This is a genomic window from Brevibacillus reuszeri, assembly GCF_002897295.1.
GTDB lineage: Bacteria > Bacillota > Bacilli > Brevibacillales > Brevibacillaceae > Brevibacillus > Brevibacillus reuszeri_A.
The window spans coordinates 310,929-326,803 of the sequence record NZ_BEXF01000003.1 but is presented as its reverse complement, the minus strand read 5'-3'; the positions used below and the strand labels follow the sequence as shown (position 1 = coordinate 326,803).

Annotated in this window: 16 protein-coding genes; 15 read left to right on the top strand and 1 reads right to left on the bottom strand. The window is 48.5% G+C overall.

Annotated elements, in window-relative coordinates:
- The first annotated feature begins 10 nt into the window (after positions 1-10).
- The 9 genes from C3B52_RS07125 (at position 11) to C3B52_RS07085 (ending at position 6,282) form a co-directional block, all read left to right on the top strand.
- Entirely contained in the window at positions 11-430 is a 420-nt protein-coding gene (locus C3B52_RS07125; RefSeq protein WP_103105376.1) for an Asp23/Gls24 family envelope stress response protein, read from the top strand.
- Between the two features lie 117 nt (positions 431-547).
- Positions 548-1,105, top strand: a complete 558-nt coding sequence (amaP, locus tag C3B52_RS07120; RefSeq protein ID WP_103105490.1) for an alkaline shock response membrane anchor protein AmaP — start codon at positions 548-550, stop codon at positions 1,103-1,105.
- Between the two features lie 12 nt (positions 1,106-1,117).
- Positions 1,118-1,330 carry a DUF2273 domain-containing protein gene (locus C3B52_RS07115; RefSeq protein ID WP_103105375.1) on the top strand — a complete coding sequence of 71 codons (213 nt, stop codon included), beginning with the start codon at positions 1,118-1,120 and terminating at the stop codon, positions 1,328-1,330.
- A gap of 52 nt (positions 1,331-1,382) precedes the next feature.
- A complete protein-coding gene (gene nusB, locus C3B52_RS07110; protein ID WP_103105374.1) occupies positions 1,383-1,787 on the top strand; it encodes a transcription antitermination factor NusB in 405 nt (134 codons plus the stop codon).
- 18 nt (positions 1,788-1,805) lie between these two features.
- Positions 1,806-2,768: an O-sialoglycoprotein endopeptidase gene (locus tag C3B52_RS07105; RefSeq protein ID WP_103105373.1), complete on the top strand. Its 963-nt coding sequence runs from the start codon at positions 1,806-1,808 to the stop codon at positions 2,766-2,768.
- Between the two features lie 88 nt (positions 2,769-2,856).
- Positions 2,857-3,711 carry a bifunctional methylenetetrahydrofolate dehydrogenase/methenyltetrahydrofolate cyclohydrolase FolD gene (gene folD / locus C3B52_RS07100; RefSeq protein WP_103105372.1) on the top strand — a complete coding sequence of 285 codons (855 nt, stop codon included), beginning with the start codon at positions 2,857-2,859 and terminating at the stop codon, positions 3,709-3,711.
- Between the two features lie 69 nt (positions 3,712-3,780).
- Positions 3,781-5,160: an exodeoxyribonuclease VII large subunit gene (gene xseA / locus C3B52_RS07095; protein WP_103105371.1), complete on the top strand. Its 1,380-nt coding sequence runs from the start codon at positions 3,781-3,783 to the stop codon at positions 5,158-5,160.
- Complete coding sequence (locus C3B52_RS07090) at positions 5,129-5,380, top strand: exodeoxyribonuclease VII small subunit (protein ID WP_103105370.1); 252 nt, start codon at positions 5,129-5,131, stop codon at positions 5,378-5,380. Before xseA ends, C3B52_RS07090 begins: the two co-directional genes overlap by 32 nt.
- A complete protein-coding gene (locus C3B52_RS07085) occupies positions 5,380-6,282 on the top strand; it encodes a polyprenyl synthetase family protein (protein ID WP_103105489.1) in 903 nt (300 codons plus the stop codon). The genes C3B52_RS07090 and C3B52_RS07085 overlap by 1 nt, the downstream gene beginning before the upstream one ends.
- A gap of 60 nt (positions 6,283-6,342) precedes the next feature.
- On the opposite strand, the gene C3B52_RS07080 is transcribed toward C3B52_RS07085, so the two are convergent.
- Positions 6,343-8,037: a M3 family oligoendopeptidase gene (locus C3B52_RS07080; protein WP_103105369.1), complete on the bottom strand. Its 1,695-nt coding sequence runs from the start codon at positions 8,035-8,037 to the stop codon at positions 6,343-6,345.
- A 254-nt stretch (positions 8,038-8,291) separates the two neighbouring features.
- Between C3B52_RS07080 and dxs the strand changes: the two genes are divergently transcribed.
- The 6 genes from dxs to spoIVB all read left to right on the top strand — a co-directional run bounded on the left by dxs (position 8,292) and on the right by spoIVB (position 15,649).
- Complete coding sequence (dxs, locus tag C3B52_RS07075; RefSeq protein ID WP_103105368.1) at positions 8,292-10,178, top strand: 1-deoxy-D-xylulose-5-phosphate synthase; 1,887 nt, start codon at positions 8,292-8,294, stop codon at positions 10,176-10,178.
- Positions 10,175-10,993: a TlyA family RNA methyltransferase gene (locus tag C3B52_RS07070; RefSeq protein ID WP_103105367.1), complete on the top strand. Its 819-nt coding sequence runs from the start codon at positions 10,175-10,177 to the stop codon at positions 10,991-10,993. Before dxs ends, C3B52_RS07070 begins: the two co-directional genes overlap by 4 nt.
- A 112-nt stretch (positions 10,994-11,105) precedes the next feature.
- On the top strand, positions 11,106-11,963 hold the full coding sequence (locus C3B52_RS07065; RefSeq protein ID WP_103105366.1) for an NAD(+)/NADH kinase: 858 nt from the start codon (positions 11,106-11,108) through the stop codon (positions 11,961-11,963).
- A 5-nt stretch (positions 11,964-11,968) separates the two neighbouring features.
- Positions 11,969-12,418, top strand: a complete 450-nt coding sequence (gene ahrC, locus C3B52_RS07060) for a transcriptional regulator AhrC/ArgR (protein ID WP_103105365.1) — start codon at positions 11,969-11,971, stop codon at positions 12,416-12,418.
- Between the two features lie 15 nt (positions 12,419-12,433).
- Positions 12,434-14,158, top strand: a complete 1,725-nt coding sequence (recN, locus tag C3B52_RS07055) for a DNA repair protein RecN (RefSeq protein WP_103105364.1) — start codon at positions 12,434-12,436, stop codon at positions 14,156-14,158.
- Between the two features lie 150 nt (positions 14,159-14,308).
- A complete protein-coding gene (gene spoIVB, locus C3B52_RS07050) occupies positions 14,309-15,649 on the top strand; it encodes a SpoIVB peptidase (protein ID WP_103105363.1) in 1,341 nt (446 codons plus the stop codon).
- Positions 15,650-15,875: the final 226 nt, after the last annotated feature.

Sequence of the window (15,875 nt, the reverse complement as noted above, 5' to 3'; positions counted from 1 at the left end):
GGTGCGAAGCATGGAAGAGTTTACTCCAGATTTAGATAGAACGGAGCTGGGAAAAGTCCAGATCGCTCCCGAAGTATTGGAAGTGATCGCTGGCATGGCTGCGTCCGAGGTAGAAGGCGTAGCACAAATGAGCGGCGGTTTCGTAGGAGAAATAGCTGAACGACTAGGCCGTAAAAATATTGCACGAGGCGTTCGCGTGGAAGTAGGTTCCCGTGAGGCTGCGGTTGATGTTTCTATTATCGTGAAATACGGACATCGAATTCCGGATGTTGCTCGAAATATTCAAGATAGTGTGCGTAATGCGATCGAGGGCATGACTGGTCTTTCGGTGGTTGAGGTTAACGTACATATCGTCGACGTAGAGCTGAAAGCCGAAGAAAAAGCGCCAGCGCCTGCTGCTGTAGTGGAAGATTACCAGCGCGTGCGTTAACATGCAGCGGATGGATGCCCCCTACTAACAGGGGGCATTTTGCTCATTCAAATTGAGCTTTTGTCATACGTGCCATGTTTGTCTCCACTGCAAACTTGGCTTAAAGGAGAGATGCATGTGAATTTGTTTGACCGCTTTATCTTGACGATTTACAGCTTTGCTCTGATCATCCTATCCTGCATTGCAATAACCGCTTTTAGCGGATGGGTCTCACCAGATGTATTTACGCCATATGTAGATCAAATGCTAGCTGGGACCAACATCACGTATCTCATCGTTGCGATTATTTTCCTCGTTGTCAGCCTTCGTTTCTTTTTCAGTTCCTTCCGCAGAAACAAGCCTAAAGTGGAACGCGGTATTCGCCAGCGCAATGATCTCGGTGAAGTTAATATTACGATTCAGACGATCCAAACCATTGCTGAGCGTGCTGCGAGACGGGTAAAAGGCGTTCGTGATATGAAGACGACTGTGAAAGCATTAGAAAGCGGAAATATTATTACCTTGCGTGTTTCTGTGGATGGGGAAACGCCTTTGCCTGATTTGACACAGCAATTGCAGGCCGGTGTAAAGGAGCAAGTGGAAGGCATTGCTGGGGTTGTTATTTCTGAAGTAGCAGTCGTTGTTACGGAAGTTGCTCAGCAAGAAAACTACGCGGCTCGCAAGCGTGTGGAATAGAAGGTGAACGCCATGTTATGGGAGTTATTGTGGGAGCACAAGGGGAAGCTAATGGGGGTTATTGCCGGACTTTTTTTCGGTATCATCTACCTTCTTGTCGGCTTTTGGGATACACTGGTGTTTGTTGTGTTTGTCGGAACCGGCTACTATATTGGTCGTAAATTGGATCATAAAGAAGATTTGCGGGAAATCCTTGATCGGATTCTGCCAGGCAAGTTCCGGTGATTACGTTCGGAGAGATGAACTCCGAGCTCACTTTAATTAGTAGGTGAATGGAATGAAACGAAGAACAGCACGAGAAAAAGCAGTCCAATGTCTATTCCAGATTGACATGGCTGAAGTCCCAGTTAAGGAAGCAGTTGCACTAGTTATGGAAGAATCCGAAGAAAAAACCGAGTATTTGCGTTATCTCCTCGATGGTGTATTAAAAAACCTGGCAGAGATTGATGCAGAAATCAAAAAGTATTTGCGTGGCTGGCAGTTAGAGAGAATTGCCAATGTTGATCGCGCTATTCTTCGTCTGGCTTTCTATGAGATCATGTTTGAAGCAGAAACTCCCGATAAAGTCGTTATGAACGAAGCCATCGAGATTGCCAAGCTGTTTTCTGATGAGCAATCCCATCGATATATTAACGGCGTCTTGTCCAGCTTCTTGCAGACTCGTGAGACGGCACAGGCGTAACAGGCAGGAGATACAAGCATGACTAAGGTAATGTTAGGCATTGATACGAGCAATTACCGGACATCACTGTGCTTGGCTCAAGAAGACGGCCGGATTGTGGCAGAAGCAAAACGCCTCCTGAAAGTAAAGGAAGGAAAGCGCGGTCTGCAACAGTCTGAAGCCGTCTTTCAGCATGTGATGAACTTGCCAGAACTAAGTGAGCAAATGAAATGGATGGATTATGAGATTGAAGCTGTATGTGTCAGTGAAAAGCCGCGTCCTGTAGATCAATCCTATATGCCAGTGTTTAAGGTAGGAGAGGGTCTCGCGAAATCACTTGCAACCTATTTGCGTGTTCCCCTTCATTTGACTACCCATCAGGAAGGACATATTGCCGCAGGGGAATATACCGCCGATGTACGTCCCGAAGAGAACCGTTTTTTGGCTGTACATCTATCCGGAGGTACGAGTGAGCTTCTAGTATGTGAACGATTGAGTACGGGCTACTCGATTGAAAAGGTAGGGGGAACTATTGACCTTCATGCCGGACAATTGGTAGACCGCATCGGCGTTGCTCTTGGGATGTCATTTCCTGCAGGTCCACAATTGGAGGAGCTAGCGAAACAAGCATCAGGAGAATTTCGGGTTTCCTCAGCGGTGGATGGTCTATCGTTCAGCTTTTCTGGTCCGGAAGCATCGCTGCTGCGCGCACTTCAGGCGGGGGCGGCAAGCCACGCTGATATTGCCCGTGCAACAGAGCAATGCATCGCCAATACACTGGAAAAGTCATTGCGCCGTGCAGTAGAGCAAGGCTTGCCGAAAGATATCCTGATCGTCGGCGGTGTCGCTGCGAATCAATACATGCGTGAGCGCTTGATCAAACGATTGGAGCACCCTGCAGTCAAAGCGAAATTATACTTCTGCGACCCTGTTTATTCAGGAGATAACGCTTATGGCGTGGCTATGCTTGGGTGGATGAAGCAAAAGACGAACATTAAATAATGATAAACTTTTTATGATTCGGCTTTACAGCTACTCACTAAATCGGTACACTGGATGTATCGACGTAAATGAAGGAGGCTTTTTCTCCATGGCTGCAACCATTCTCCAAGGAAAAGAAGTAGCACAAAGTATTCGCTTCGAATTGGCAAACGAAGTTGCTGATCTGAAAGAACAAGGGATCGTCCCAGGCTTGACGGTAGTGCTGGTTGGCGATGATCCTGCGTCGCATTCGTATGTACGCGGAAAGTCTAAAGGCTGTGAGGAAGTCGGTATCCGTTCTGAGTTGATTTTGAAGGATGCTTCGACTACAGAGGAAGAATTGCTCTCGATCATCCAAGGATTGAACGAAAATCCGAACGTTAACGGGATTTTGGTTCAACTCCCTCTGCCAGCTCATATTTCAGAGGCTGCTGTGATCGAAGCGATCCATCCAGAAAAAGACGTGGACGGCTTTCATCCAATCAGCGTAGGCAACATGGTGCTGGGGAATGAAACGATGCTTCCTTGCACACCGCACGGGATTATTGAATTAATCAAACGCACAGGTACATCAATTGCAGGCAAGCATGCTGTTGTCATCGGCCGCAGCAACATCGTAGGCAAACCAGTTTCCTTACTTTTGCAGCAAGAAAACGCTACGGTCACGATGTGTCATTCGCGCACGCAAAATCTGGAGGAGTACACGCGAAAAGCGGATATTCTCGTAGTTGCTACTGGTCGTGCTCACATGATCGGAAAAGAACACGTGAAGCCTGGGGCGGTCGTAATCGACGTCGGGGTGAACCGCATCGAAACAGGCAAGCTGGTCGGAGATGTCAAATTTGACGAAGTGCAGGAAGTGGCAAGCTTCCTGACACCAGTTCCTGGCGGCGTAGGACCTATGACCATTACGATGCTTTTGAAAAACACGGTGATGGCAGCGAGAAAGCAAGCAAAACGATAAAAGTACCTGCTACTTGGAAATGGATAGGGCACTCATTGCTTTATCCATTTCTTTTCTATAGGAGGGCGTATGGCTGCACAAAACATTTTATCTGTCAGTGATCTGAATCGCTTCATCAAGCATGTGCTGGAAAAGGAAGCGTATTTGCAGGATATATGGGTGAGAGGAGAAATCTCGAATTTTACCCACCACTCCAGCGGGCATATGTATTTTACCCTCAAGGATAAGACTTCGCGGATCAAAGTGGTGATGTTTGCCAGCTATAATCGATTCGTGCGCTTCCTGCCAAAGGATGGTACCAAAACAATCGTACGAGGCTCGATCTCTGCATTTGAAAGGGATGGCGCCTATCAGCTATATGCCAAAGAGATGCAGCCGGATGGACTGGGATCTCTTTATTTGGCGTTTGAGCAATTAAAAGAAAAGCTGGCGGCAGAAGGCTTGTTTGCGGCAGAAAGAAAACGGCTGCTTCCACGTTTCCCAAAAAAGGTAGGGGTGGTTACATCACCTACCGGGGCAGCGATTCGGGATATTTGCACAACGATCAGGCGCAGATACCCGCAAGCCCAGATCGTACTGGCTCCGGCTGTCGTGCAGGGAGTGGACGCACCTACTTCTATCATCTCAGCGATTCGCATCATGAATCAGCAGACGGATATCGATGTGCTGATCGTGGGGCGAGGCGGCGGCTCGATCGAAGAGCTATGGGCTTTTAATGACGAAATGGTAGCGCGGGCTATCGCCTCCTCGGTCATCCCTGTCATATCGGCTGTCGGACACGAAACGGACGTAACGATTGCAGATTTCGTAGCGGATGTGCGAGCAGCTACTCCTACCGCCGCAGCCGAATTGGCCGTACCGCACTACTTGGAATGGGTAGAGCGAGTCAAGCAATTCGATAGCCGCATATCCCGCGCTGTACAAAATCGCTTGAGCGCAGAGCGTAAGCGGTTGGAGCGTTTAGCGAACTCCTATGCCATGCGTCAGCCACAGAGAAGGCTGGAGGAATCAGCCGAACGACTGGACAGGGCACATCTGCGGATGAGTCAAGCGATGAAGAATCTCCTCGTCCGAAGACGCGAGCGCTTCGAACGAATCGACGGACAGCTGAAGCGGTACAGACTCGTAGATCGGATCGGCGAGCGGCGTAATAATGTATCCACTCTCCGGGCGCGACTGGATGAGCGAATCAGGGGACATCTCACACAAAAGCAAATGTCGTTTGCGGCTCGCATTGCACAGCTCGATGCCCTCAGTCCACTGAAGGTCATGCAGCGGGGATTTTCCTTGGTGTATACAGGTGAAACTTTAGTGAAATCCGTAGAGCAGTTTGCTCCAGGAGACGAGCTCATGGTACGATTAAAAGATGGTAGTGCGACTGCACGTGTGGAACAGATTAATCGGGAGGAGAAACATAATGGCTCGCAAGAAAACAGACCAAGAGAATGACATGCAGTTTGAAGAAGCGATGAAACGGCTCGAGGAAGTTGTGAATCGTCTTGAAGAAGGAGAAATTTCTTTGGAAGAAGCAATCACTCTGTATCAGGAAGGGGTAACCCTCTCCCGGATTTGCGGCCAGAAACTGGATGCAATTGAAGCCAAAATCGTTCAGCTGGTAGAAGAGGACGGACAGTTGAAGCAAAAGGCTTTTCGGGTGGAAGGGGAATGATGATTACCGTGGATACATTCCAAACCTACCTGAGAGAGAAGATCGATTTTATTGAGGACAAACTCGTTCCTGCTCTGGAACAACAAGGTGTTCCTTCTTCCCTCTACGAATCCATGAAGTATTCCTTGATGGCGGGTGGAAAAAGACTGCGTCCGATGCTGGTGCTCGCAGTATTGGAGGCGCTGGACAAGCCGATTGAGCGGGGGATTCCTTTTGCGGTCGCCCTGGAAATGATACATACGTACTCGTTAATTCATGATGATCTGCCTGCGATGGATGATGATGATCTGCGACGCGGCAAGCCAACGAATCACAAGGTGTTTGGTGAGGCTACGGCTATCCTGGCTGGAGATGCGTTGCTGACACGTGCCTTCTCTTATATTGCGGAACAATACGGTGAGCGAGCAGATGTATCTGCAAAAACTACGGTCAGCCTGATCGCCGAGCTTGGCAAACGCGCCGGTGCTACCGGGATGGTCGGGGGTCAAATGGCTGACATCGAGGGAGAGACCAAGAAGCTCGACCTGGAGCAGCTGGAGTTCATTCATCGTCACAAAACGGGGGACCTGCTGATCGCTGCACTGCGGGGTGGAGGGTACCTCGCTGAAGCTACAGAAGCGCAGATGGATGCTTTGACACGCTACGGTGTCTGCATCGGACTGGCATTCCAGATTAAAGACGATATTTTGAATGTAGAGGGAGACGCAGCTGAGCTTGGCAAGGCAGTGGGCAGTGATGCTGATCGTCAAAAAGCAACGTATCCTTCGTTGTTAGGCTTGGCAGAATCCAAGGAACGTCTCGTTGCCTTGATTGATGAGGCCAGAGCAGCACTTGTCGATGCTGGAATCGAGCACTCGGCGCTGAGTCCGCTTGCTGATTATGTGCGCAATCGAAAAAAATAAGAGAAAGCTGGCGTCCAGAAGTGGAAAGCCAGCTTTTTTGTATGACCCTGTAACAAAGCTTTACAGCTGCTTGTCATCAACACTGTTTAACCAGTTTTCAATCTCGCCAATCACAGATTCAATGCAGCCATCCTCAAAAGGCGAGTACAGCTTAGCGAAGGCAACCAGCTCTGTAAACGATTTACTGCCGCCTTCTTTACATAAAGCAAGGTAGTCAGACCAAGCCTCTTCGGCATTATCTTGCGAGCGTTTCCAGAACTGGAAGGCGCAGATTTGAGCAAGCGTGTAATCGATGTAATAGAACGGATCACGGAAGATGTGGGCTTGTTGCTGCCAGTAGCCCCCTGCTTCCAAAAAAGCATTTTCATCATAGTTTCGATAAGGCAGGTACTTGTGCTCAATCTCACGCCACGTCTGCTTCCGTTCTTGTGGGGTCATCTCTGGCTTTTCATAAACGGCATGCTGGAATTCATCTACAGCAACACCGTACGGGATGAACAGGAGTGCCCCGCTCAAGTGAGCAAATTTGTATTTCTGCGTATCCTCTTCAAAAAAGAGATCCATCCACGGCCAAGTCAAAAATTCCATGCTCATTGAGTGGATTTCGCATGCCTCGTAGGTTGGGAAGTGGTACTCAGGCACCTCAAATCTACGACTCACATACACCTGAAAAGCATGACCAGCTTCGTGCGTCAACACATCGATATCGCCAGAGGTTCCATTGAAATTGGAGAAGATAAAAGGCAGCTTATAGTGACTCATATAGGTACAGTAGCCGCCGCTTGCCTTTCCTTTTTTACTTACTAGATCCAGACAATCATTGTCGAGCATGAAGGTATAAAACTCGTCAGTCTCGGCTGACAGCTCCGCATACATCTTTTTCCCGTTGTCCACGTTCCATTCGGGGGAGCCTTTGGGAGCCGGATTGCCTGTAGCAAAATCAAAGTCCAAATCGTAATACTTCATAGTATCAACGCCTATGCGTTCTTGCTGCCTTTTGATCAGCTTTGTCGCAACAGGTACGATGTGCTCATGTACTTGGGAGCGGAAGGCTGCTACCATATCTGCGTTGTAGTCAGTTCGATTTAACCGGGCGTAGGCAAGCTCTACGAAGTTTTTAAAGCCGAGTTTTTTCGCGATTCGCGAGCGTACCTTTACCAAGCTGTCGTAAATGCGATCCAGTTCTTCGGTATGCTGCTCTAGAAAATGATACTTGGCTTCAAATGCACGTTTGCGCATCTGTCTATCCGTAGATTTTTGAAAAGGAATCAGCTGTGGAAGGTTGCGTTCTTCGCCTTCAAACATAATCTTGGCGGAAGCAATTAACGCTGTGTATTGACTCGTCAACCGATTTTCTTCCTGCAAATCAGCCACAACTTCAGGTGAGAACGTTTTTAAGGTTGTTTCAGCAAGCCGAAACAGCTGTGCTCCCCATTTGTTCTCAAGGTCGGTACGAAAAGCAGAGTGGACGATCGCATCGTAGTACCGGGAAATCATTCCTTGGTACAAGGGACCAGCTTCATCCCAATAGTCCTGCTCAGCTTTGTAGTACGGGTCCTCAGTATTGATGGTGTGGCGGATTTGCGCCACCTCCCGAGCTGTTTCTACTTCTTGGCGCAGCTCATTCAACTGTCCCATTACCTTATCCTGTTCTTCAAAGCTTGCCGCGTTCTGAAATGCATTCAACAGGCTTGTGAATTGCTTTTCGATTTGATCCATGTCTACACGGCTGTATGTAATTTCTGTGAACTTCATAGCGATCACACCTCACTTACGCGTTTTTGTCGATCGAGTTTATTTTAACAGAAATTGGTGTTTTTGCGCAGTCTGTTACGAGGTATGTAGGAAAAGTGGTGTTTTTAATAAGAAACCGTTATAATGAATCAAGTTGAAAATAAGCGGAGTAAAGGCTTTATTGAAAGAAAAGAGAGCCGAGTTTTCCATTGGCTAGATTGATTTGCAGCATGCACAATCGCCGGAGAACGAACAGTTGAAAGTGAGGAATACCAATGCTGCTTACTTCTATAAATGATCCAGAGGACCTGAAAAAATGTACAATGCCGCAGCTCTATGCGCTGGCGAATGAGATCAGGCAATTCCTTGTTGAGACACTCTCAAAAACAGGGGGGCATCTTGCTCCAAATCTGGGAGTAGTCGAGCTGACAATGGCTTTGCATTATGTATTTGATAGCCCAAAGGACAAACTGATTTGGGATGTTGGACATCAGGCATATGTACATAAAATGCTGACTGGTCGTCGTGAGATGTTTCCGACACTGCGCCAGTACAAAGGTTTGTGTGGATTTCCCAAAATGGTGGAGAGCCCACATGACGTTTGGGAAACCGGTCATAGCAGTACTTCCTTGTCCGCTGCGATGGGAATGGCAACTGCTCGTGATTTGAAAAAGGAAAAAAACCATGTCGTTGCGGTCATCGGCGATGGTGCCTTGACAGGCGGTATGGCACTGGAAGCCTTGAATCACATTGGACATGAAAACAAAAACGTCATCGTCATCCTAAACGACAATGAAATGTCGATTGCACCTAACGTCGGCGCGCTGCACAATTACTTGGGAAAAATACGCTCGACTGAAAATTACCGCTGGGCAAAGGATGAGGTAGAAGCCCTGCTCAAATCCATTCCTGCTGTTGGCGGCAAATTAGTGAATATGGCGGAGCGATTCAAGGACAGCATGAAGTATTTGCTCGTTTCAGGTGTTCTATTCGAAGAGCTGGGCTTTACCTATATTGGACCGATTGATGGTCATAATATGGAGCTTTTGCTTGATACATTGAAGACAGCCAAGCAGACAAAAGGTCCTGTTCTGATTCATGCGATTACGAAAAAAGGATTAGGCTACGCGCCTGCGGAGGCCGATTCGGTCAAATGGCATGGAATCGGAACCTACAAGATCGAATCAGGCGATACACCAAAGTCTGCACCGACCTATACATCTGTTTTTGCAGATACGATGATAAAGCTGGCGGGTGAAGACAAGTCGATTGTCGCGATTACTCCTGCGATGCCGGCTGGCTCCGGTCTCATTCCGTTTGGTCAAAAATACCCAGATCGTCTGTTCGACGTCGGGATTGCCGAGCAGCACGCATGTACGTTTGCTGCGGGTTTGGCAACACAAGGACTCAAACCGGTGCTAGCCATTTACTCTACATTCCTGCAAAGAGCGTACGATCAGCTTATTCATGACGTTGCGCGACAAAAGCTCAATGTTACGTTTGCCGTAGACCGCGCTGGTTTGGTTGGAGCGGATGGAGAAACACATCAGGGCATGTACGACATCGCTTTCATGCGTGCCATCCCGAACATGGTCATTATGGCTCCCAAAGATGAAAATGAATTGCGTCACATGATGAAAACGGCTTCCGTTTATGAGGGAGGTCCGATCTCGTATCGTTATCCTCGTCTCCCTGCCCGCGGGGTACCACTCGATGAGGAGCTTCAAGTGCTGCCAATCGGTAAAGCCGAGATCGTGCGAGAAGGAAAGCATGTAGCAATCCTCTCTTTCGGTCACGTGTTCGAAATCGCAGAGCAGGCAGTCAATCTGCTTCAAGCTGAAGGAATCAAGCCGATGCTCATTAATGCACGCTTCTGCAAACCGCTTGACGAGGAGCTGTTGTTCCGCCTGGCTGCGGAAGGCTACGATATTATAACGGTCGAGGAAGGCTCAGAGATGGGCGGTTTTGGTAGTGCTGTTCTCGAATGCTACAACCGAGCGGGCTACCATGGCATGAATGTACAGATCATCGCAGTAGACGATTACTTTGTTGAGCATGGCAGTGTCAAGGAACAACGTCAGGAAGTAGGACTCACAGCGGAGAATATTGCTTCTCGTGTGCGTACCCTGTTACCAATTTCGAAGGGCGTAGTGGAAGCATGAGCATAAGAAAAGAAAGAATTGACGTCCTCCTGGTTGAACGAGGACATTATGAAACAAGAGAGAAAGCAAAAGCGGCGGTAATGGCTGGTCTGGTCCAAGTAGCGAATGAACGCTGCGACAAGCCAGGTACAAAGTTTCCCGAGGATGTTGCCATTACGGTGAAAGGCGAGGTCCACCCTTACGTAAGTAGGGGTGGATTGAAGCTGGAAAAAGCACTCAAGGTATTTAATATAGACCTTACTGAACGGGTCATGATGGACATTGGGGCGTCGACCGGCGGGTTTACAGATTGTGCTCTGCAAAATGGGGCAAGGCTCGTCTATGCGATTGACGTGGGATATGGCCAGCTTGCATGGAGCCTGCGCCAGGATGAGCGCGTAGTCGTAATGGAACGGACCAATTTCCGGCATATGGACCCGGCTGGATTTGAACGAGAGCTGCCTGATGCGGCGTCCATCGATGTTTCGTTTATCTCGCTGAAGCTGATTCTTCCTGTGCTGTATCGCTTTTTAAAGCAAGACGGGGATGTAGTGGCTTTGGTCAAGCCGCAATTTGAGGCTGGTAAAGAGAAGGTTGGAAAGAACGGCATTGTTCGAGAGCCCGAAATCCACGAAGCTGTGCTCACGGATATTGGACAATTTGCCAGTAGTCTCGGCTTTGCCTTAAAAGGATTGGATTTTTCTCCGATAACAGGAGGAGAGGGCAACATCGAATTCGTCATGCATCTCAAAAAAAGCAATGCAGGGATGGATTCGGAAAGCTGGCTACAATGCGTGACAGAAGTGGTCGCTGCTGCACATGCAAAGCTGAAATAAAAAAGAAAACAAAAGCCTCGGGCGTAAAGTTACATTCGAGGCTTTTTATTTATGCAAGAAAAGTTGTATACTTGTATAAGGATTTCCAACCAACGAGTTTGGGGTGGGCCATATGAAAAAAATTGCAATTATCGTGAACAAAGGAAAACCAGAAGCGCGCATTGTCGCAAGAGAGCTGCTCTATTTAATTGAGGTCAGAGGCGCACGCGTTTTCTTGGATGAGAATATTGCGTCGGATCTGGGGCGCTCTGAATTGGGAGCATCCATTGAAGAAATAGGCAGAGAAGCTGATCTGGTCTGCGTTTTGGGCGGTGACGGAACCCTGCTCGGAATCGCACGTCAGCTTGCAGGCAGATCCATTCCGATCTTTGGGATTAATTTAGGAACTCTCGGTTTTTTATCAGAAGCCGAGCCGGAGCACCTGCCGCATGCTGTGGATAATTTGCTCTCTGGGAAGTACGATATAGAAGAACGCGCGATGCTGGAGGCATCCCTCGTCCGCAAAGGCTCGACTTTGGGAACGTATACAGCAATGAATGACATTGGAATTGCCAAAGGCTCTTTTTGTCGCATCATTCAGTGCGCGGTATATCTGGATGACGCCTACGTTGCTACTTTTAGCGGTGATGGTGTAATCGTGTCAACACCGACCGGCTCGACCGCGTATTCGTTGTCAGCAGGTGGTCCGATTGTAGCACCGAATGTGGACATGCTATTACTGACGCCGGTTGCTCCGCATTCGTTGACAGCACGCCCGATGGTCTTGTCCAGTGATCAGGTGATTCGCGTAGAAGTAGATGCGATTCATCAGGAGATGGGCTTATCGATTGATGGACAGTTTGGCTATCGACTCGAGGGCGGCGACCATATTTACATCAAAAAGTCTCCATTTGTTACGCCGTTAATCAGGTGGAAAAAAGGCGGCTTTTTCGAGGCAATTCGAACGAAATTACAAGGGGAATGGGAGTAATCCATATGAACAAAGGGCAACGACATATACGAATTCGGGACATCATCAGTAATCAAGAGGTCGAAACTCAGGATGAGCTGGTGGAGCGTCTGCGTGGGGCAGGTTTTAACGTAACCCAGGCAACGGTATCCCGAGACATCAAGGAATTGCATCTGGTTAAAGTGCCACTTCCTGATGGTCGATATAAGTATTCAATGCCTGCTGAACAAAAGTTCAATCCGTTACAAAAGCTGAGACGCATGCTGGTTGATTCGTATATCAGTATTGATCAAGCTGACCATTTTATCGTATTGAAGACACTCTCAGGACACGCCAATGCCGTTGCCGAGCTGATTGACAATCTCCCATGGGAAGAAATTATGGGAACGATCAGTGGCGACAATACGATCCTGATTATTTGTCGTTCCAAAGAAAATACACATGAAGTGACCAAACGCTTTATGGAAATGCTGTAAAGGTGGTCGCTTGCGATGCTAGTAGAACTCTCTATCCGAAATTTTGCCATCATAAAAGAAGTGACCGTTTCTTTTCAAAAAGGCTTGAATATACTGACGGGGGAAACCGGAGCCGGAAAATCAATCATCATCGATGCATTGGGCCTGCTGCTCGGAGGACGCGCTTCTGCCGATTTCGTCCGCTATGGGGAATCTCGTGCGGAAGTGGAAGGACTGTTTGAGCTGCCTGCGGGGCACCCTGCCCTGGCCGTTTGCGCCAATGTAGGCGTGCAGATCGAGCAGGACGGCATGCTGGTGGTGCGCAGGGACATTTCTAATCAGGGGAAGAGCATTATTCGTTTAAACGGGCAGCTGGTGACTCTGGCGATGCTGCGAGAGCTAGGGCCTTGGCTGGTGACCGTTCATGGGCAGCATGATACGCATATGCTGATGCAGGCCGACAAGCATATTAACTGGCTGGACGCATACGGCGAAGCGGCATTGGGTTCTGCCAAGCACGAGTACACTCAGCTGTACACGGCTTTTCGCAAAACGAAGCAGGATTTGGAACGGATGGCACGCAATGAACGGGAGCTGGTGCAGCGAATCGATCTTCTGGAGTATCAGTTAAACGAGATCGAATCAGCAGAACTGACGCCCGGCGAGGATGAAAAGCTGCTTGCTCAGCGCAAGAAGTGGATGAACATAGAAAAGGTGTACTCCACCATGCAGGATGCCTATCGTTCCCTGCATGGAGATCAAAAGGGTATGGACTGGCTGGGACATGCTATGGGTGATTTGGAGCGGATTGTCGGTTATGAAGAGCAGCTGGCCCCGATCCTTGAAACCGTGCAAACAGCGTATTACCAGATTGAGGATGTCGTGCATCAATTGCGACAGCTCTCCTATCAGATGGACTTCGAGCCGGCGCAATTGGCCGAAGTGGAGAGTAGACTGGACCAGATTCAATTCTTGAAACGCAAGTACGGGAAAAGTGTGGACGATATTTTGGAATACGCGGCCACCATTCAGGATGAGCTGGACGACATGCATCATTATGAAGATCGGCTTCAGCAGATTGAAAAGCGTCTGACAGAGCTTGCTGCTGACCTCGCTGTTGAGGCTTTGGAATTGTCCGTGATTCGCCAGGAGTGTGCAGGCAAGCTGGCACAGGAGATCGAGCAGCAGCTAAAGGAATTACATATGGAGCGTGCCCGTTTTGCCATCGATGTGCGACAAACGCCAGATGAAGACGGGGTCGAAATTGACGGAATCAAGCGGCAAGTCGATGCCAACGGAATGGACCAGATCGAATTCCTTATCTCGCCGAATCCGGGTGAGCCTCTGCGCCCGCTGGCGAAAATCGCTTCAGGCGGTGAGCTGTCACGTGTGATGCTGGCGATAAAGACTATTCTGGCAGGTACGGATCAGGTCGAAACCCTGATCTTTGACGAGGTTGACACAGGAGTGAGCGGCAGAGCGGCTCAGGCTATTGCCGAAAAGCTCGCTCGCGTAGCTGGACAGCGACAAGTGCTGTGCATTACTCACTTGCCGCAGGTTGCTTCAATGGCGGATGCTCATTTTCTGATCAAGAAAGAAATGAGTGAGTACGAGACAAAGACGATCGTGAGCAGATTATCGGATGATGATCGTGTTACCGAGCTGGCTCGAATGCTGAGTGGGGCGGAAGTAACAGCTAAAACAGAAGAACATGCGCGCGAGATGATACTCCTCGGTCGTGAGAGAAAGGCTGTCAACTAATTCAGGTTGACAGTTTTTTTATGCCAAGCAAAAAGCATCCCCAAGTGGTTATTTTCCTGACATAATCCGTTGATCGGCAGGCAACATTATAAGTACACAAGGTGGAGGTGTCTTTTAGGTGTAGGTAGGGAACGGTAGGAGTGATTGCTGGTGATCCGACAAAACAAAAGAAAATGGATGGGAAGTCTCGTTCTCCTCATCACGGCGCTTGTCGTGAGTTCCACCCCGTTCCGCGATCTGTCATCCTTTCCTCGAGAATTGCGAATCATGGAAGGGTCCCTCGAACAGTTGCGCGTCTCCATGCCAGTCATGGGCACTCTGATCAACAGCAATCCCGACATCTTACACGTCAATGGGACAGAGGCACGTGAAGTATCCGTTGATTTAAGTAAGCCCATGTCCGTTGAGCCGCGTCGGGCCGGTGAAGCCAATTTACAGGTAAAGTGGCGAAACATTCCGCTGACAGCTGTCAAAGTTAACGTATTGCCGGATTTGCGATTATACCCTGGTGGACAATCAATCGGGGTAAAGCTGCAAACAGCAGGTGTCCTCGTTGTTGGTCACCATTTGGTGGACAACGGGACTTCCAAATTCTCTCCTGGAGAGCAAGCTGGCATTCATGCGGGCGACATGATCATTAAAATGAATGATCTATACATCAATGACATGAATGATGTAAAAAAGCTGATCAATGAGGCAGGAAAGAAGAACAGTCCCGTTCAACTGCTCGTCGTACGTGGTAAGGAAAAGCTGAATCTTACTTTGAAGCCAACCAAGGATAAAAAGGACAATGAGTATCGCATGGGCTTGTACATCCGCGACTCAGCAGCGGGTGTCGGGACGCTCACTTTTTATGATCCTGGCTCCAAAGCATATGGAGCGCTGGGGCATGTCATTTCAGACGTAGATACTGGACAAGCCATCGTGGTTGGAGATGGTCAGATCGTACAGGCGAGTGTTACTTCGATTGAAAAAGGGCAAAGTGGGAATCCTGGTGAGAAGTTTGCTCGCTTTTACAATGAGAGCGAAGTACTTGGGAACATCACCAAGAATACTCCTTTTGGCATCTTTGGAAAGATGAAGGACGAGCCTAAACGTAGCTACTACAATCGACCGCTGCCGATTGCACTTGCGGAGCAGGTCGAGGAAGGTCCTGCAAAGATTTTGACCGTAGTAAATGGGCAGAAGGTGGAAGAGTTCGATATCGAAATCATGAATGTGATCAAGCAGCATTTTCCTGCTACAAAAGGACTGATTATCAAAGTAACCGATAGTCGGCTCTTAGAAAAAACAGGCGGTATTGTACAAGGAATGAGCGGTAGTCCTATCATTCAAAAAGGGAAGATCGTCGGTGCAGTTACCCATGTGTTTGTAAACGATCCAACGTCTGGCTATGGCTGTTATATCGAATGGATGCTCCAGGATGCAGGAATCAATGTCCGGAATACACCTCAGTCCGAGTCCAAAGCCAAGACGGATAAGCCTGCCTGAATACGACGGGCCGTCACGCATGTAAGCGAGGCGGCTTTTTCCATTTTGTCGTCAACTTTGCCGAATATAGTATGAAAGAAGGTTTCTTTGTCGAAATATCACTTAAATCATTCAATCTTTCGTCATTAGCAGGAATGGATATGCGTTTGTCGAATTATTTTTGTAGTGAAAAGATGGGATGGACTTATCCATTTAGAAATTTTCAACCTCTAGATTGCCACCTTCT